The following is an 18,304-nucleotide window of genomic DNA, read 5'->3' as shown; positions in this document are numbered from 1 at the left end:
CACGATATAGATCGTGGTGACTTCTTGTTACTATGTGACTTAATCATTTAAGTTAATTTTTATTTAGTCTATTTTTATCTCATGCGTGTAAACCAGTTTTTCCTATCTACCCTTAAAGAATCACCTGCTGACGCAGAAGTCGTCAGTCACCAACTTATGCTACGTGCCGGAATGATCCGGCGTCTTGCTTCAGGGCTTTACACATGGATGCCTATAGGGCTGCGAACCTTACGCAAAGTAGAAAATATAATTCGTGAGGAGATGAATAAATCAGGTGCAATCGAAGTGCTCATGCCTTCCATTCAACCCGCTGAGCTATGGCAAGAAACGGAACGTTGGGAGCAATATGGCCCGGAACTATTGCGTTTGCGCGATCGCCATAAACGCGAATTTTGTTACGGACCCACTCATGAAGAAGTAATAACTGACTTTGTCCGTAAAGAAGTGCGTAGCTACAAACAATTACCAGTTAATTTTTATCAGATACAAACCAAATTCCGCGATGAGGTTCGCCCACGCTTTGGTGTGATGCGTGCACGAGAATTTAGCATGAAAGATGCCTACTCTTTTCATATTAGCAAAGAATGTCTTGAACGTACGTATCAGATTATGTTTGATACTTACCAAAGTATTTTTACTCGCTTAGGACTCGAGTTTCGCGCCGTAGAAGCAGATACCGGAAGCATTGGTGGTAATGCTTCGCATGAATTTCATGTGCTAGCTGAGTCTGGTGAAGATGCAATTGCGTTTTCAAACCAAAGTAAGTACGCAGCAAATGTTGAATTAGCACCTACATTTAAACCCGAATGCATTGAGAATACAGACCAGGCAAGATTAGAAAAAACAGCTACTCCAAATCAACACAGCATAGATGAAGTCTGCAAATTCCTAGGAACCCACCCTGAGCAAGTGGTTAAAACATTGATCGTAAAAGGCGAGGATGACACATTAATTGCATTAGTACTTCGCGGCGACCATGAACTCAATCCTGTTAAAGCTCAAAAACTTGAAGGTGTGGCCGAGCCACTTGAATTCGCCAGTGAGAAAGACATTCAGGCAGAACTTGGTTGCAAGCCTGGTTCTATAGGACCTCTAGATTTGAAAATCCCAATCTTATTTGATCATGCTGTAGCGGCATTATCGAATTTTATCTGCGGGGCAAATGTGGAAGGTTTTCATTATAAAGGTGCAAATTGGCAGCGAGATTGCAAACAGTTTAACAATTCGCCCACTGTAGATTTACGCAAGATTGTTGATGGTGATGCCAGCCCTGATGGTAAAGGCACCGTCTCCATTAAACGCGGTATAGAAGTCGGTCATATTTTTCAGCTAGGAGATAAATACAGCCAAGCGCTCAAAGCTAGCGTATTAGGCGCTGACGGTAAAGATCAAGTTGTTACAATGGGTTGCTATGGCATTGGCGTCACTCGCGTTGTTGCAGCCGCTATAGAACAAAACTTTGATGAAAATGGAATTATCTGGCCGCAAGCCATTGCACCATTCCATCTCTCTATAGTGCCTATAAATTTAAAAAAATCCGAACAAGTGCAATCAACCTGTGAACATTTATATTCAAAGCTTCAAGATGCAGGAATAGAAGTTCTTTTTGATGACCGAGATCTGCGTGCTGGGTTAATGTTTGCAGACCACGAACTTATGGGCATACCACACCGGATTGTTATTGGTGACCGCGGTTTAAAAGAAGGGAATATTGAATATAAAGGTCGCGCAGATGCAGATTCCCAACAAGTTCCAATCGATAGCCTTATCCATTTTCTTAAAGAAAAAATTATTTCCCACTAATACATGATATTAATAGGAAACTATTTAATCTATTTGCTAACTAACTAGCATGAAGAAGTTCTAGTAGTCTGTCATCTTCTAGAGAGTATAATTCAAACCCCAATTATCATTAGGTCTAAGTCATGTTGTATAAATTTTTCCTTGTTTCATTAATTGCATTGGTCACTTTGACTATCAACGCTTGCGCAAGTGTAAAACTCACGCATGGTGGCGAAAAAGCACGGTTATTGAGTTCCGGAGAAGTTGCAAATTGCCAAAAACGTGGCGCAACAACAGTACGAGTAAAACCCACATTAATGACAGTTCCTCGACAACCCACCATTATTGCTAAAGAACTGCAGATCTTGGCACGCAATAGCTCTGTAAATATGGGCGGTGACACCGTTACCCCTATCTCAAAAATTGATAATGGCGAACAAACCTTTGCGGTTTATCGATGCGTGCCTTAAATAACTGATTTTGTTTGCGTAAATATATAAATAATCTGCACACTTTATAAGCAGCAAACTAAAATAAATTGTAAATTAAGCATTACTAACCTTATATTTATAAGGGTAATGTTTTATTTAGTTTATTAATTTATGCTTAATTTACTGTTTACTTCCCGCCCATCTTCATACTTTTGCCTTGCATTCCATCTAGCAATAGCTACACTGGCCAGAAGGCATATAGGACCTAAACTTCTTTTAGCCTATGTGGTCTAAAAAATAACTGTAAGAAAAGTTATTTTTTTACAACTAAACTAAATGTGAAATTTATTTTCACAAATCAAACCAACCCATGTTTTAAGACTTGTGGTTTATATATAACCTCAAGTACTTGAAGGATAGGAGGAGTACACATGAAGATAAGACTATTAACGTTAATGGTAGCATTAGGATCGATGCTAAGCGTTAGCACAGCAGTGTTAGCGGAAGACACCATGTACGTACCGATTCCAAGCTACCGTGTAGGACCATATGCGGCAGGTGGAACAGGGTACTTTGGTGGGATCTTAGACTACTACAATTTATTAAATGAGCGAGACGGCGGTGTAAACGGCGTAAAGCTTATTTGGTCAGAGTGCGAAACTGAATATTCAGTAGAGCGCGGAGTAGAGTGCTACAAGCGATTGAAAGATCGTGAAGGTGGTGCGGTATTCTTTGACCCACTATCAGTAGGTATATCTACTGCATTGATTGAAACCGGTCGTAAAGACAAGATGCCAATCATCGCGGTAAACCACGGTAAGACAGCCGGCCAACGCGGCGACATCTTCCCGTACTACTTTATGCCAGGTATCAACACCTATGACGAGCACTCCATTATGGTGCACTTCATTGGTGACGTACTAGAAGGCGGACGTGACAACCTTAAAGGCAAGAAGATTGCCATGTTGTACCACGGCTCTCCATACGGTCGTGAAGCGATCGACTTCATGGACAGCATGTGTGAGAAGCACGGTTGCACCCACCACCCTCTAGAAGTACCTCATCCAGGTAACGAGCAACAATCACAATGGTTGAACATTCGTAAATTAAAGCCTGACTATGTATTGCTAAGAGGCTGGGGTGTTATGAACCCAGTTGCGATGCAAACTGCGGTACGTACCGGTTACCCAGTAAGCCGATTAATCGGCAACATCTGGTCTAACTCTGACGAAGACGTAATCCCAGCGGGTAAAGCAGCGGATGGCTACCAAGCTATTACCACTCACCCAGCGGGTACCGACTTTGATGTGGTACAACAAATCATCAAGACCGTATACGGCGGCGGAAACGGCGACTTACAAGACAAGTCACGTTTAGGCTCAGTATATTGGAACCTTGGCGTACTAGCGGGTGTAGTACACACAGAAGCGCTACGTATTGCCCAAGCACGTTTTGGCAACCGCGCGTTGACTTCATCTGAAGCACGTTGGGGCTTTGAGAACCTACAATTGGGTGCGGATCGCATCGAAGAGTTAGGCGCTACGGGTCTTGTACCAGAACTTGCTTTATCTTGTCTTGACCACGTAGGCGGACATCTTGCTAAATTCCAGCAATGGGATTCAGGTGCACGTCAGTGGAACATCGTATCGGATTGGATTGAGGGCGACGTACCTCTATCACAAGCGATCATTGATGCGGGTGCAGAGCAATATGCAACCGACAACAAGATTGCGGCTCGTCCGTGTTCTGCAGACAGTAATGATGATGATTTCGACCTTTAAGATCTAAATCACACATTAGTAAATAAAAAGCTGGGCTTCGAAAGAAGCTCAGCTTTTTTTATGCTCAAAATAATTTACCTTAAAATATTTAAGCTGAAGCTTTTAGATTTATACTTTCGCCATGAAAGATAAGACCGTACTGATTACTGGGTGCTCAACAGGCATTGGTTTACATCTTGCACAATCATTAGAAAAAAGTGGATTTCAAGTTTTTGCTTCGGCAAGAAAGTCATCCGATGTAAAGAAACTTACCCAACTTGGCTTACGCTGCTTGCAACTAGATATAACAGACTCCGAATCTATCAAAGCTGCAGTTGAATTATTACTAACACAAACAAATGGAAATCTATATGCACTCATCAACAATGCAGGTTTTGGGCAAGCAGGTGCAGTAGAAGATCTGAGTCGCAAAGTATTACGCGAACAATTTGAAACCAATTTATTTGGCTTAATCGAACTAACTAATTCGGTTTTGCCTATCATGCATCAACAAGGGCATGGAAGAATTATTCAAATTAGTTCTGTATTAGGGTTTGTTGCAATGCCCTTTCGCGGAGCATACATTGCCTCAAAGTTTGCATTGGAAGGAATTAGCGATGCATTACGTTTAGAACTGAGGGGTACAAATATCTATGTATCATTAGTTGAACCCGGCCCAATCACAAGTCAATTCCGCCAAAATAGCTTAAAACTATTTAAAAAAAATATAGATAGTAATCGTAGTCGATTCAAAAAAACGTATCATGCAACGATTTCTCGACTTGAAACTGAAGGCCCTGCAGTACCGTTTACGCTTGAACCAGAGGCAGTTGCAAAAAAAGTATTGCATGCACTACAAAGACGACACCCTAAACCCAGATATTACGTAACTTTCCCAACCTACCTATTTGCATATTTAAAAAGAATATTCCCAACAAGAATGCTTGACATCCTACTTTCACGATCCTCGAAAGTTAAAGGTAAGTAATTAATAATTATTAATATTTTAGCCTCTTAGCATCATTCTTAGAATGTCCTGTCAACCAGTTGCTTACTCTCCCGTTGTATACAGTGTGAATTATGCAACTGGAGCAAATAACATGAATACTAAAAACCTAACATTATTGACTGCTACTTTTTTACTAGTTACAAGCGCATCTATTGCAAGTGCAGACAAAGGGGACAAGATAGAACGCCACCTAGATCGCAAGGGTGATCGAATTGAACGTCATCTAGACCGCAAAGGCGACCGTATTGACAATCGTTTAGATCGTAAAGGTGATCGCATTGAAAATAGATTTGACAGAAAGGCAGATCGTGCACGTGATGCAGGAAAAGATGGCTTAGCAAACCGACTAGAGCGTAAAGGCAATATTGCCGATAATCGATTAGACCGAAGAGGCGACCGAATCGACAATCGTTTAAATCGCAAAGGTGATCGTATAGATAGACGTCTAGATCGAAAAGGTCAACGCATCAATCGAAGGCATTAATGTAACAATGTGGCTGAAAGGAGCAATGAGCCATTGCTCCTTTATAACTTCTAATCAGCTTAAGAAGCTTTATGATTAAAACTTAACATATCCCCACTTACCCCAACATTTACAATTCCACCTGTTTGTATTTCACCAGACAAGAGTGAATGTGCAAGTGGGTTTTCAACCAATTCTTGAATAGCCCGTTTCAAAGGACGCGCCCCATACACAGGATCAAAACCTGCTTCAGACAACTTATCTAATGCAGCATCCGAAAACGATAATTTAATATCGCGATCATTTAATCTAGCTTGCAATTGTAGGAGTTGAATTTCTGTAATTGCACGAATGTGTTGTTGTGACAAAGGGTGAAACACAATGGCATCGTCTATGCGATTGATAAATTCAGGTCTAAACCTTGCCGCTACAACCTCCATAACCGCTGTCTTCATTTTTGTATAATCTTTATCGGTAGACATCTCTTGAATCAAATCACTGCCTAAATTTGAAGTCATTATGATTACTGTATTTTTAAAATCTACCGTGCGCCCATGTCCATCTGTTAAACGCCCGTCGTCTAATACTTGAAGCAAAATATTAAATACATCTGGGTGTGCTTTTTCAATTTCGTCCAACAACACCACACTATAAGGTTTGCGACGCACGGCTTCGGTCAAGTACCCACCTTCTTCGTAACCCACATATCCTGGTGGCGCACCAATCAAACGCGCAACAGAGTGTTTTTCCATAAACTCAGACATATCGACACGAATTAACGCCTCTTCACTATCAAATAAAAACTCTGTCAACGCCTTGGTAAGTTCAGTTTTACCTACACCGGTTGGGCCCAAAAACAAGAAAGAGCCGTTAGGTCTTCTTGGGTCTGAAATACCTGCACGAGATCTACGCACAGCATCTGAAACCACTTGAACTGCTTCATCTTGACCTACTACCCTTTTGCCTAATACAGATTCCATTTCTAATAGTTTTTCTCGTTCTCCCGCCAACATCTTTGACACAGGGATACCGGTCCAATGCGCGACAATTTCTGCTACTTCCGCATCAGTTACTTTATTACGTAGCAATTTATTTTCAGAAGTTTTTACTTCACTTGCAGCATGTAGCTGTTTTTCCAGTTCGGGAATTCTTCCATATTGCAGTTCAGACATTTTAGCTAAGTCACTTGCCCTATGCGCAGCATCTAGGTCAAATCGTGCTTGCTCAAGCGCTTCTTTTATTTCTTGCGCCCCTTGTAATGTAATTTTTTCTGAGCGCCACACTTCATCTAAGCCCGCATATTCTTTTTCAAGTTTTTGTATTTCTTCCTCAAGCTCTGATAAATGCTTTTTAGATGCATCGTCAGATTCTTTTTTCAATGCTTCACGTTCAATTTTTAACTGAATGAGTTTGCGATCTAACTTATCCATCGATTCAGGCTTAGAATCAATTTCCATGCGAATTCGTGATGCGGCCTCATCAATAAGGTCAATCGCTTTGTCAGGCAATTGTCGATCGGAAATATAACGATGTGAGAGTGTCGCAGCACTTACAATGGCAGGGTCCGTGATATCTACACCATGATGAACTTCATAACGTTCTTTTAAGCCACGTAATATAGCTATGGTATCTTCGACGCTTGGCTCATCCACAATGATTTTTTGGAAACGACGCTCTAATGCTGCATCTTTTTCAATATATTGCCGGTATTCGTCCAAGGTAGTAGCACCTAAACAGTGTAGCTCCCCTCTTGCTAATGCAGGCTTAAGCATATTTCCTGCATCCATTGCACCCTCGGCTTTACCTGCACCCACCATAGTATGAAGTTCATCTATGAATAAGATAATTTGTCCTTCTTGCTTAGATAATTCATTTAAAACAGCCTTCAAACGCTCTTCAAACTCTCCGCGGAATTTTGCACCGGCTATTAATGCACTTAAATCCAAAGACAGGAGTTTTTTGTTTTTAACTCCTTCAGGAACTTCGCCGTTTACAATGCGCAAGGCAAGACCTTCCACAATTGCAGTTTTACCTACACCCGGCTCACCTATCAATACTGGATTATTTTTAGTGCGGCGTTGCAAAACTTGTATGGCTCGACGAATTTCATCATCACGACCAATGACAGGATCAAGCTTGCCTTGTTCGGCACGCTCGGTTAAATCAATTGTATATTTATCCAATGCTTGCCTAGTTTCTTCTGCATTAGGATCAATCACATTTTCACCCGCTCTCATTCTTTCTAGCGCTGTCATTAATTGCTTTTTATGGATACCAGACTGGTTAAGTAAACTCCCTAACTCACCCTTATCTTCTAATGCTGCAACAGCAAACATTTCTGATGCAATGTAATTATCCCCACTTTTCTGGGATATCTTATCGGTAACATTTAATAAATTGCTTAGCGTGTTGGATATATGCACCTCACCCGCTGTTCCCGAAACCCTTGGCAAACGTTCAATAATATCTTGAGTTTTTTGTTTAATTGCATTTACATCTGCACCGGCACGTAGATACAAGTTAGCCACCGCACTATTTTCTTGATTCAGCATCGCTGCCATCATATGCGCAGGCTCAATGAACTGATGATCTTTGCCTACCGCCATAGACTGCGCCTCTTGCAAAGCAAGCTGGAAATTATTGGTTAGTTTATCCATGCGCATATTGAAATCTCCATAGTAATTTGGCTATGTCATCAAAAATGAGGCCAATTACCTGTATTTCAAGGCCTGACAACGGAATTCTTATATAATTAGTCATCGGCAGAATGGGAGAATTCTATAATAAGAATATGGACATGCGAATATGATGTCCATCAGGGACGATGCAACCGATTAAATACTTAATTTACAATGTCCGCTATCGATCCAAAGCGGACATTGTCGAATATTAAATAAATGAGCAAACCTACAGTAGATAATTTTAAATTACCGCTTTGGGCAGTGTGTTCTTCGCTGGCATTTACTATTATTTTATTGGGAATAATGCTTTGGTTAGATTTATATGTTTATTCAGCTTCAGATAGTTCATGACTTCATTTCTTGCTATTCGCACCAGCTTATATTTTTTTGCAAATATTTGTTGAAGGGATACTTAGTATCTTTTGGGAATCGCGTCTATGGATAACAAAGCTAGTGCCAATAGCAATGCTGATACTTTTTTATGTAGCTTTTTTCAGGTTAAATTAATTAGCGCTAAACGTCTGCTATTGGCCATAAGCAGACATTTTGGAAAAAAGAATTTAAACTGATGTAACTTCCATGTTGCGACTCATATTCGCACTTCCATGTGCTCACTATTGGCCGACAGAAATTTGCTCCTGCAATTTCTGCACTTCCACCATCCATGGCGGTCGAAGCGATTATTCATTTTTCCAAATCAGCGTCGCCATTCTTCCTGTTTCACCATCTCTTCGATACGAATAAAATGCATCACTTTCAGTATAGGTGCAATACTCATCACCATAGACATTTTTCACATTGTGTTTAGTTAATATATTCATCGCAAGCTGATAAATATTTGCCAAATATTTTCCATTACTTTTTTCTACAAATGCATTTCGGTGTTTTTCATTTATTGTTATAAACTGCTCAACCACCTCTTCACCCACTTCAAACACTTTTGGACCTATCGCAGGCCCTAACCAGCACAATATTTTTTCATTAGTTACAGGTATTGCTCGCAAGGTGTTTTCAAGAATGCCATTCACCAAACCGCGCCACCCTGCATGAGCAACTGCAATATGCTCACCAGCTTGATCACAAAAAGCGACAGGCAAGCAATCTGCAGTAAGTACTGCGCAAACCACACCCCTCACATTTGTGTATGCTGCATCTGCAGTTTTATCAGCTGGCGCTTTATCCCCCAAAGTCAAAATGGATGACCCATGCACTTGATCAAGCCACACTGGTTCATTGGGAAGCTGTAAGTCTTGTTTAATTAACCGCCTGTTTTTGACAACGCTTTCTTGATTATCTTTTACATGATCACCTATATTAAGCGAGCGATATTCTTGCTGACTGCATCCCCCCTTCCGGGTAGTGGTTATACAACGAATATTTCCCGGCACTGGCCAATTGGGAATTATATATTCAAGATTCATCTAAATTACTCTCTAAAACTTCAATCAATTCTTGAAAATCTGTAGGTATGGGAGCCGAAAAAGATACTTCTGATTGTTTTTTAGGATGCACAAAAGATAATTCTGCTGCATGCAATGCTTGGCGAGGAAAATTAGATAGCAGCTGTAACATACTATTTTTACCAGCGTTCATTTTTCTTCCGTACACAAGATCACCAATAATTGGAAACTTTATATGTGACATGTGTACACGTATCTGATGGGTTCTGCCGGTTTCTAATTTCACGTCCAGCAAAGTAAAACCATTATATTTTTTTCGCACACGATAATGCGTGACCGCAGGCCTGCCCATCGAAGGTTTTACCGCCATACGTTTACGGTCGACTGAATGCCTACCAATAGGTTCATCAACTGTTCCACCTGAAATCATTTCACCATACACCAGCGCAATATATTTTCTGGAAACGGTTCTTTGCTGTAGTTGATCTACAAGATGTGTATGAGACTTAAGATCTTTAGCGACCACTAATAAACCTGTCGTATCTTTATCCAAACGATGCACAATACCAACCCTAGGGACTGAACGTAATTCAGGTATATGATGGAGCAAAGCATTTGCCATAGTGCCCGAAGGATTACCTGCACCAGGATGAACAATGAGCCCTGCAGGTTTATTGATTACCATTAGATATTCATCTTCAAATACGATATTCAACGTTATAGCTTCAGGATCAAGAGAAACTTCATCCACAATACTCACATTAAGCAGCACGGACTCTCCACCCGCCACAATATCTTTAGGACGCATTATTTGATCATTTATTAATGCATCACCATTTTTTATCCATTTTTGTAAGCGCGCACGAGAAAAATCTGGATACATTTTCGCCAATGCGAGGTCTAATCGTAAACCCGCATAATCATTGGGTATAACGGCAGTAAAGATTTCTTTTTCGTTCACTATCATGTACGGATTTGTAGTAAAAATATGGTTATAATCCAAAACACATGAAAGACTATACATTTACTCCTCAAAGATCCATTTGGCAGGTCTTATTAATGCTAATACTTATCGCATCTATCAGCGGCTGCTCATCTTTGTGGCCATTTGGTAAAGATGACGAAGAAAAAGATTCAGAAATAGCTGCAGATGAATCTGCGGCTAAAATTTATAATGCTGCAAATAAAGCGCTAGTAAATAGAGAAATTGACGTTGCTGTTGAACAATACCAGCTATTAGAAACCCGTTACCCGTTTGGCCGCTATGCGCAACAAGGGTTGCTGGAACTTGCATATGCATATCATGCGGCAAACAAACCTGATCGTGCACTCGCTACAATTAACCGCTTTATTAAATTAAATCCTCAGCACCCAAGCATTGATTATGCGTACTACATGAAAGGGCTAACTACTTTTGATAAAGGAAAAAGTTTAATTCACGTTATAGTTAAGCGCGACCCCTCAAATAATGATCCAACCTACGTACGTGAAGCATTTGATATCTTTAAACTACTTATAGAAAAATATCCTGATAGTGAATACGCCGAAGACGCAAAGTATCGGATGATCTATTTACGAAACGAACTAGCAGAATATGAGCTAAAAGTAGCCAAGTTTTATATGCAACGTGGAGCCTATGTGGCTTCTGCCAATCGCGCAAAATACATAATGGAAAATTACCAGGGTGCTGAGATTATGCCAGAAGCAGTTTATATACTCGAGCAAGCCTACCTGGCACTTGAATTAAATGATCTAGCTTATGATACACATCGAGTATACGCACAAAATTATCAAACTGGGAAAGATGGTGTTATCGACGAAAAATTTGCGAATAAAAGTTGTGCTGAAAGTTTATGGGGGAAAGCTTTAGAAAAGTTGCGTTTAAGAACCTATTATTGTAATTAAAACGAACTCTAGCGATTTTTTAAAAAGCCAGAAGTAATTGGATAACGACGATCCTTACCGTAGGCACGTGAAGTTATTTTTACACCAGGCGGAGCTTGACGCCGCTTGTATTCGTTACGTAACACCATCTTCACCACACGACTAACAACTTCTTCATCACAACCTTCCGCTATAATTTGTTCTACTGTGTAGTCCTGCTCTACAAATTTCTCAAGTATAGGATCTAATACTTCATAAGCGGGCAAACTATCTTGATCGACTTGATCTGGAGCTAGCTCAGCAGATGGTGCACGAGTTATTACACGCTCTGGAATAACACGCTTTATACTGTTCCTATAGTTAGCAAGTTCGTATACTAATGTTTTTGACACATCCTTAAGAGGCGCAAAGCCACCTGCCATATCTCCATATAAGGTTGCATAGCCTACCGACATTTCACTTTTATTCCCTGTTGTCAGCAGCATGCTTCCAGTCTTATTGGATATAGCCATCAACAACACACCCCGAATGCGAGACTGAATATTCTCTTCGGTAACATCTGTCTCCAATCCATCAAACACTTGCTCTAGACTTTTTGTTATGGTGTTGAATGAACTCTCAATAGGAATCTCATCTAACTTTACACTCAATGAATTAGCAAGTTGTCGCGCATCCTCAATACTAATATCAGATGTATAACGAAATGGCATCATAACTGCGTGCACATTTTCTGACTCCAAGGCATCTACCGCAATGGCGAGGGTCAAAGCAGAATCGATTCCACCTGACAAACCCAATACAATATTTTTAAATTTATTTTTTATCACATAATCTTTTACACCTAAAACCAGTGCTCGATATATAGAAGCGTGTTTAGCTAATTGTGAATGTATGTTTTGACTTTTAATTAAGTCTTGCTTTGCTTTTGAATATTGCACATTGAATATACCAGTCTCAAACGCAGGACCCTGCAAACAAACCTCACCATCTTTATCTAAACATAAAGATTCTCCATCAAATACCAATTCATCTTGTCCGCCAATTTGATTTATATAAATAATTGGGATTTTCTGCTCAGTTATTCGTTGCCGCAATATATCTAAACGCTGTTTGGTCTTATTAAATTGATATGGACTTGCATTAAGATTTATAACTATCTCAGCCCCTGCTTCTTTGCTCTTTTTAATAGGCTCTTCGTACCATATGTCTTCGCATATAGTAATTCCAACTTGCACACCTTTAATATTAACCACACATGCAGCATTGCCTTGATTGAAGTAACGTTTTTCATCAAACACTTCATAATTTGGCAATTGATGCTTATGGTAGATAGCGATAACCTCGCCGTTATAAACAAGCAATGCTGAATTAAAGAGTTGACCTTTTTCCTGGGTTGGCGATCCAAGCAATATGTAAATATTTTTAATTTCTTTTTGAATTTTATTAATTGCAGTTTGCACACGCGCCAACAAAGACGGCCTAAACAGAAGATCTTCTAGTGGATAGCCTGTAATGGATAACTCTGAAAAAACTATGATATCAGCTGAGTTCTCGTCACGCGCCTGTATAGCAGCTGCAATAATAAGTTGCGCATTACCTTCTACATCACCTACCAAAAAATTAATTTGCGCTAATGAAATTTTTAACACACTGTCCATAGTAATTTTCATTTCGATAAATAAATTTAAACTATATCTTTAAAAGCTCACTCATTCGTTTACCAATTTCAGCAGGTGATCTCACAGTAACTACGCCAGCATTTTCTAGCGCTTGGTACTTTTTCTCAGCAGTCCCTTTCCCGCCGCTTATGATTGCGCCCGCATGCCCCATACGTTTTCCAGTTGGCGCCGTAACGCCAGCGACATATGCAACTACTGGCTTAGATACATTTTGTTGAATATAGTCTGCCGCCTCTTCTTCTGCAATTCCACCAATCTCGCCCACCATAATTATCCCATCAGTGTCTTTATCTTCTTCAAACATTTGCAAGCAATCAATAAAATCCAAACCATGTATTGGATCACCTCCTATACCTACACAAGTTGACTGCCCCAAATCGTGTTGAGTTGTTTGATTAACCGCAACATAAGTTAGTGTACCTGAACGAGAAACAATGCCGACGTTGCCGGACCTGTGTATTTCTCCAGGCATAATACCTATTTTGCACTCACCGGGAGTAATTATTCCTGGACAGTTTGGCCCAATTAAAATTGAATCACTATCATTTAACACGGCATTAACTTTTACCATATCTAGAACTGCTATACCTTCGGTTATACAAACAATTAGTTTAATTTCAGCGAATATAGCTTCAAGTATTGCGTCCGCTGCAAAAGCTGCAGGTACATATATAACGCTTGCATCGATTTCATGTTCCGCAAGCGCTGAACGGATTGTGTCGTATACTGGTATATTTAATTCTATTGCGCCACCCTTGCCTGGCGTAACTCCTGCTACAACCTGAGTACCATAGTCAACAGCTTGTTTGGTATGGAAGCTTCCTTGCGCACCGGTAAGCCCTTGACACAACACCTTGGTATGTTTATTTACAAGTATGCTCACATTCTTTTATATTTAAGCTTCCGATGCACTTGTTGCAAGCGCAATAGCTTGCTGAGCACCTTCGGTAAGATTATCGACAGGAATAACATTAGATGATTTTTCTTCGAGTAATTTTTTACCTTCTTCTGCATTGGTTCCTTGCAACAAAACAACTACTGGAGTATTCAAAGATATTTCATTCTCATCCAATTCTTTCTGGGCATCCAATATTCCTTGCGCGATCAAGTCACAACGCACAATACCGCCAAAAATATTTACAAATATTGATTGAACCGACTTATCACTAGAAACAAGCTTAAATGCTTCGGCAACTTTTTCTTGCGTTGTACCGCCACCTACATCAAGGAAATTCGCTGGCTCGCCACCGTGATGTTTAACCAAATCCATGGTCGCCATGGCTAAGCCGGCACCATTAACGATACAACCTATATTCCCATCTAGCTTTATGTAATTTAAACCCAGTTTTTTTGCAGTAGCTTCTGCTTGATTTTGTTGCGAAGCATCATAAAAGCTCTGTAACTTTTGGTGACGGTAAAGAGCGTTATCATCAATACTAATTTTTGCGTCCAAGGCAATTAAATCGCCTTCTTCATTAACAATTAGAGGATTAATCTCAACAAGGCTGCAATCATGTTCTATAAACAATCCAAATAAACTGTGTAGAATTTTTTGTAACTGTTTTATCTGACTTTTCCCTAGGTGCAATGCATAACCAATATCGCGTATTTGATTTGGTTGTAGCCCAACAGAGGGATGAATATAATGTGTGAAAATTTTCTCAGGCGTTTGCTCTGCTACTTGTTCAATATCCATACCGCCTTCAGCTGAAGCAATGATTGCAATCTGCCTAGAGCCTCTATCAACCAGCATCGCTAGGTAAATTTCTCGCTCGATACTCGTAAGCTCTTCCAAAAGTACAGCGCTCACAGGCAGTCCTTGCTCATCGGTTTGCTTGGTAACTAAAACTTTCCCTAGCATGCTTGTGACTGTAGGTTCCAGTTGGCGTGCATCTCTCACAATGACAACACCACCCACTTTACCGCGTCCACCAGCATGAACTTGCGCTTTCACGATCCAGGCTTGATCTTTGATTGATTCACAAATTGTCTGAACATCATCATCATGCTTTATTACTCGCGAGGATAAGATAGGAATTCCATTTTCACCAAATAGAATTTTGGCTTGGTACTCATGTATGTTCATAATTATTACCGTTGAATTGCTACATTATACTGATGAATTCAATTCCATATACAAGTTAAACTGAGTTATGCTCATCCACTTAACAAAGTAAATTTATTTAGGTTAATTTTTACTTAATTCAATTATGAGCAATTTTTTTGAAGAAAAAACCATTCAACAATGGTCAGCTTTAAGGCTATTTTCACTTTACCGCCTCACTATCTCCGTCATTTTTTTTGGCCTTAGCCTATTTGCAGACCATAACAGATTCCTAGCATCACTAGACCCTAACTCACTTAGCTGGGTAAGTGGATGTTATTTGTTATGTGCAATTGTCGCACTCATATGCGCGTATTTCAGGTGGCTGCCATATAAGATCCAAGTATATTTTTTCATCATAATTGATATCGCGATCACCGTTACACTAATGCATCTATATGGGGAGGTAACCAGTGGCTTTGGCACACTTATGATCGCCGTAGTTGCAGGTGGCAGTCTGTTATTACCCGGTAGAACCGCACTGCTTTTTGCAGCACTAGCAACACTAGCGATTCTAAGTCATGAGATTTATGCAAACTTGCATGGAGATTTTGAAAAAACAGCTTACACACAAGCTGGATTACTAGGAGCAGCATTATTCGCAACCGCATTACTGGCAATCACTCTTGCGCATCGCGCAACGGAAAGCGCAAAACTTGCAGCACAACGCGGCGTTGATTTAGCTAATTTAGCAAAACTCAATGAACACTTAATCAATAGAATGGAAGCTGGAATTATGGTGCTTGATGATGACAGTACTATACGAATGCATAACCATGCTGCTTGGAAATTATTAGGTCAACCTGAGATTAGTGAACAAACTACACTTTTAGATATTTCTGTACCTTTGTATGATTTATATAAATCCTGGAATAAAGCAGCTGAAAACCCCACCTTTAGAAATCACATAGGAAAACTGAATCGTTCAAACCAAGCAGATTTACAGGTGCGTATTGCACCAGTGGGGTTAAGAAAGCACGATCGAGGGTCTGTAATATATCTAAATGATAATACTGAAGTAGATAAACAAATTCAGGAAACCAAACTTGCTTCATTAGGAAGACTAACCGCTAGCATTGCGCATGAGATTAGAAACCCATTGGGCGCGATAAGCCACGCAGCACAGCTATTAGATGAATCATCTGAATTACATAAGGCCGATAAACGTCTCGCTACTATAATTCAAGATCAATCAATACGATTAAACAACATTATCAATAATGTTCTACGTTTATCAAGACGAGAAAAATCAAAGCCTGAAAAAATAGAGCTAGGCACTTGGTTACAAAAATTTATAGAGGAGTTCATTCGTACAAATGATATAGATAATGACTGGGTATCATTAAAAATTACTCCTACAGATGGAACCGTTATGATGGATCCTAATAATTTGCACCAGGTATTATGGAATTTATGTAAAAATGCAAAAAAATATGGTGTTGTACAGGGTAATGATGTTCGCATCCAATTATTGGCAAACAGTAATCATCCTGAGTCTCCACCTTATCTTGATATCATCGACAATGGTCCTGGAATCAGCGAGGACCATCAAACCCAGTTATTTGAACCATTCTTTACAACCAGTGATACAGGCACGGGCCTTGGTTTGTACCTTTCACGCGAATTATGCAAGAACAATGGAGGAAATTTACGTTATATTCACCTCCCAGAAGGCGGCAGCTGCTTTAGAATTGAGTTTCCTTCACCCATAAATTATGGAGAATCATAGTCTTGAAAAACGTATTAGTCGTTGACGACGAACCTGATATTCGAGAACTGTTAGAAATCACCCTCAGCCGCATGAATCTAGATTCACGTGCCGCTGCAAATGTGCGTGAGGCTAAATCTTTATTAGAAAACGAGCAGTTTGACTTATGCCTTACCGATATGAAACTGCCTGATGGAACCGGCATTGAGTTAGTCGAACATATACAAGAACAATTCCCTCACATTCCTGTTGCCGTGATCACCGCTTTTGGCAGTATGGAAGCAGCTATCAGAGCTTTAAAAGCTGGCGCATTTGATTTTGTTTCAAAACCCATTGATTTAAACATGCTGCGCGGCCTCGTGGATAGCGCATTAAAAGTTGCTAGCACCCCCATCGATAAAACTACAGAAAACGGAGTTAAACCATCGCAAAAACTTCTTGGTGAATCTGAGGCAATGTTAGTGTTACGCCAAAAAATCGATAAATTAGCCCGCAGTCAAGCACCTGTATATCTACGCGGAGAATCAGGCGTTGGCAAAGAACTCGTTGCAACTCAGATACATCAACAAGGCCCGCGAGCAAATGCAAGCTTTGTACCTGTAAACTGTGGCGCGATACCTACTGAACTTATGGAAAGTGAATTTTTTGGACATCTTAAGGGAAGCTTCACCGGTGCAGTAAGTGATAAAGAAGGCTTGTTTCAAGCTGCTCACGGAGGAACCTTATTCTTAGATGAAATAGCCGAATTACCGATTCATATGCAAGTTAAGCTGTTGCGCGCTATTCAAGAAAAAGCCATTAAACCTATTGGTGGGCAAAAAGAAATACCTGTAGATATACGCTTACTGAGCGCGACCCATAAAGACTTAAGTGCTGAAGTTGAAGTGGGAAATTTTCGACAGGATTTATATTACCGCATCAATGTCATTGAACTGAATATTCCACCATTACGAGAACGCATCACCGATTTACCTATCCTAGCCAATTTCATGTTGAGCAGAGTATCGGGCATTAATAACGAAATATATAGTCTCTCAGATGATGCGATAGAAAAACTCAAAACCTATCCTTTCCCTGGCAATATACGCGAACTAGAGAATATTTTAGAGCGCGCAGCAACACTGTGCGATGAAAATCAAATTGCAGCGAATGATCTAGACTTACCTGATGTCAAAATCTCACCGTCAGCAGATCAACAAGACCCTGAAGAATCTTCAATTTCATTATCGGTTGACCAACTGGAAGACTATTTAATTCAAAAAGAGCGCAAAGCTATTGTTGCCGCACTAGAACAAACGCGTTGGAACAAAACCGCTGCAGCCAAGCTACTAGGCATCACTTTCAGGCAACTCCGCTATCGCTTACAAAAGCTGGAGTTAGAATAAACACCTAGATTTATGCTC

14 protein-coding genes are annotated in these 18,304 nt (G+C 40.1%); 8 read left to right on the top strand and 6 right to left on the bottom strand.

Annotated features, from left to right (window positions below):
* Positions 1–81 precede the first annotated feature (81 nt).
* The 5 genes from GKR92_12865 (at position 82) to GKR92_12845 (ending at position 5,466) form a co-directional block, all read left to right on the top strand.
* Positions 82–1,803, top strand: a complete 1,722-nt coding sequence (locus tag GKR92_12865) for a proline--tRNA ligase (protein QMU62540.1) — start codon at positions 82–84, stop codon at positions 1,801–1,803.
* A 122-nt stretch (positions 1,804–1,925) separates the two neighbouring features.
* Positions 1,926–2,252 (top strand): DUF4156 domain-containing protein, encoded by a 327-nt coding sequence (locus GKR92_12860; protein ID QMU62539.1) that lies wholly within the window; start codon positions 1,926–1,928, stop codon positions 2,250–2,252.
* 392 nt (positions 2,253–2,644) lie between these two features.
* Entirely contained in the window at positions 2,645–3,994 is a 1,350-nt protein-coding gene (locus GKR92_12855) for an ABC transporter substrate-binding protein (GenBank protein QMU62538.1), read from the top strand.
* A gap of 121 nt (positions 3,995–4,115) precedes the next feature.
* Positions 4,116–4,961, top strand: coding sequence for an SDR family NAD(P)-dependent oxidoreductase (locus GKR92_12850; protein QMU62537.1), 846 nt, complete (start codon positions 4,116–4,118; stop codon positions 4,959–4,961).
* 112 nt (positions 4,962–5,073) lie between these two features.
* The gene (locus tag GKR92_12845) at positions 5,074–5,466 is read left to right on the top strand and encodes a hypothetical protein (protein QMU62536.1); all 393 of its coding nucleotides are present in this window, start codon (positions 5,074–5,076) and stop codon (positions 5,464–5,466) included.
* 59 nt (positions 5,467–5,525) lie between these two features.
* On the opposite strand, the gene clpB is transcribed toward GKR92_12845, so the two are convergent.
* From clpB to rluD, 3 genes are all read right to left on the bottom strand, one after another.
* A complete protein-coding gene (gene clpB / locus GKR92_12840) occupies positions 5,526–8,108 on the bottom strand; it encodes an ATP-dependent chaperone ClpB (protein QMU62535.1) in 2,583 nt (860 codons plus the stop codon).
* 698 nt (positions 8,109–8,806) lie between these two features.
* Positions 8,807–9,547 carry a peptidoglycan editing factor PgeF gene (gene pgeF, locus GKR92_12835; protein QMU62534.1) on the bottom strand — a complete coding sequence of 247 codons (741 nt, stop codon included), beginning with the start codon at positions 9,545–9,547 and terminating at the stop codon, positions 8,807–8,809.
* Positions 9,537–10,493 (bottom strand): 23S rRNA pseudouridine(1911/1915/1917) synthase RluD, encoded by a 957-nt coding sequence (gene rluD / locus GKR92_12830; GenBank protein QMU62533.1) that lies wholly within the window; start codon positions 10,491–10,493, stop codon positions 9,537–9,539. The genes pgeF and rluD overlap by 11 nt, the downstream gene beginning before the upstream one ends.
* Before the next feature lie 41 nt (positions 10,494–10,534).
* Here rluD and bamD point away from each other — a divergent pair, with 41 nt between their 5' ends.
* Entirely contained in the window at positions 10,535–11,431 is an 897-nt protein-coding gene (gene bamD, locus GKR92_12825) for an outer membrane protein assembly factor BamD (GenBank protein QMU62532.1), read from the top strand.
* 8 nt (positions 11,432–11,439) lie between these two features.
* Here bamD and GKR92_12820 read toward each other — a convergent pair whose 3' ends face one another.
* From GKR92_12820 to sucC, 3 genes are read right to left on the bottom strand one after another with little or no spacing between them, the layout of a single operon-like run.
* Positions 11,440–13,068: an NAD+ synthase gene (locus GKR92_12820; GenBank protein QMU62805.1), complete on the bottom strand. Its 1,629-nt coding sequence runs from the start codon at positions 13,066–13,068 to the stop codon at positions 11,440–11,442.
* Between the two features lie 31 nt (positions 13,069–13,099).
* Positions 13,100–13,972 carry a succinate--CoA ligase subunit alpha gene (gene sucD / locus GKR92_12815; protein ID QMU62531.1) on the bottom strand — a complete coding sequence of 291 codons (873 nt, stop codon included), beginning with the start codon at positions 13,970–13,972 and terminating at the stop codon, positions 13,100–13,102.
* Positions 13,973–13,984: 12 nt separating this feature from the next.
* Positions 13,985–15,175 carry an ADP-forming succinate--CoA ligase subunit beta gene (gene sucC / locus GKR92_12810; GenBank protein QMU62530.1) on the bottom strand — a complete coding sequence of 397 codons (1,191 nt, stop codon included), beginning with the start codon at positions 15,173–15,175 and terminating at the stop codon, positions 13,985–13,987.
* A gap of 124 nt (positions 15,176–15,299) precedes the next feature.
* Between sucC and GKR92_12805 the strand changes: the two genes are divergently transcribed.
* Both GKR92_12805 and GKR92_12800 read left to right on the top strand, forming a co-directional pair.
* Complete coding sequence (locus GKR92_12805) at positions 15,300–16,922, top strand: two-component sensor histidine kinase (protein ID QMU62529.1); 1,623 nt, start codon at positions 15,300–15,302, stop codon at positions 16,920–16,922.
* A complete protein-coding gene (locus tag GKR92_12800) occupies positions 16,919–18,286 on the top strand; it encodes a response regulator (GenBank protein ID QMU62528.1) in 1,368 nt (455 codons plus the stop codon). Before GKR92_12805 ends, GKR92_12800 begins: the two co-directional genes overlap by 4 nt.
* Positions 18,287–18,304: the final 18 nt, after the last annotated feature.

It is taken from the genome of Gammaproteobacteria bacterium, from assembly GCA_014075255.1.
Taxonomy (GTDB): domain Bacteria; phylum Pseudomonadota; class Gammaproteobacteria; order UBA4575; family UBA4575; genus JABDMD01.
This window is presented reverse-complemented; position numbering and strand designations above follow the sequence as displayed.

Bases quoted from the DNA above. Each gene is read 5' to 3' on its own strand.
- clpB (QMU62535.1), bottom strand. From the start codon at position 8,108: ATGCGCATGGATAAACTAACCAATAATTTCCAGCTTGCTTTGCAAGAG.
- GKR92_12850 (QMU62537.1), top strand. From the start codon at position 4,116: ATGAAAGATAAGACCGTACTGATTACTGGGTGCTCAACAGGCATTGGT.
- GKR92_12855 (QMU62538.1), top strand. From the start codon at position 2,645: ATGAAGATAAGACTATTAACGTTAATGGTAGCATTAGGATCGATGCTA.
- GKR92_12805 (QMU62529.1), top strand. From the start codon at position 15,300: ATGAGCAATTTTTTTGAAGAAAAAACCATTCAACAATGGTCAGCTTTA.
- bamD (QMU62532.1), top strand. From the start codon at position 10,535: ATGAAAGACTATACATTTACTCCTCAAAGATCCATTTGGCAGGTCTTA.
- GKR92_12845 (QMU62536.1), top strand. From the start codon at position 5,074: ATGAATACTAAAAACCTAACATTATTGACTGCTACTTTTTTACTAGTT.
- GKR92_12865 (QMU62540.1), top strand. From the start codon at position 82: ATGCGTGTAAACCAGTTTTTCCTATCTACCCTTAAAGAATCACCTGCT.
- rluD (QMU62533.1), bottom strand. From the start codon at position 10,493: ATGATAGTGAACGAAAAAGAAATCTTTACTGCCGTTATACCCAATGAT.
- GKR92_12820 (QMU62805.1), bottom strand. From the start codon at position 13,068: ATGGACAGTGTGTTAAAAATTTCATTAGCGCAAATTAATTTTTTGGTA.
- sucC (QMU62530.1), bottom strand. From the start codon at position 15,175: ATGAACATACATGAGTACCAAGCCAAAATTCTATTTGGTGAAAATGGA.
- GKR92_12860 (QMU62539.1), top strand. From the start codon at position 1,926: ATGTTGTATAAATTTTTCCTTGTTTCATTAATTGCATTGGTCACTTTG.
- pgeF (QMU62534.1), bottom strand. From the start codon at position 9,547: ATGAATCTTGAATATATAATTCCCAATTGGCCAGTGCCGGGAAATATT.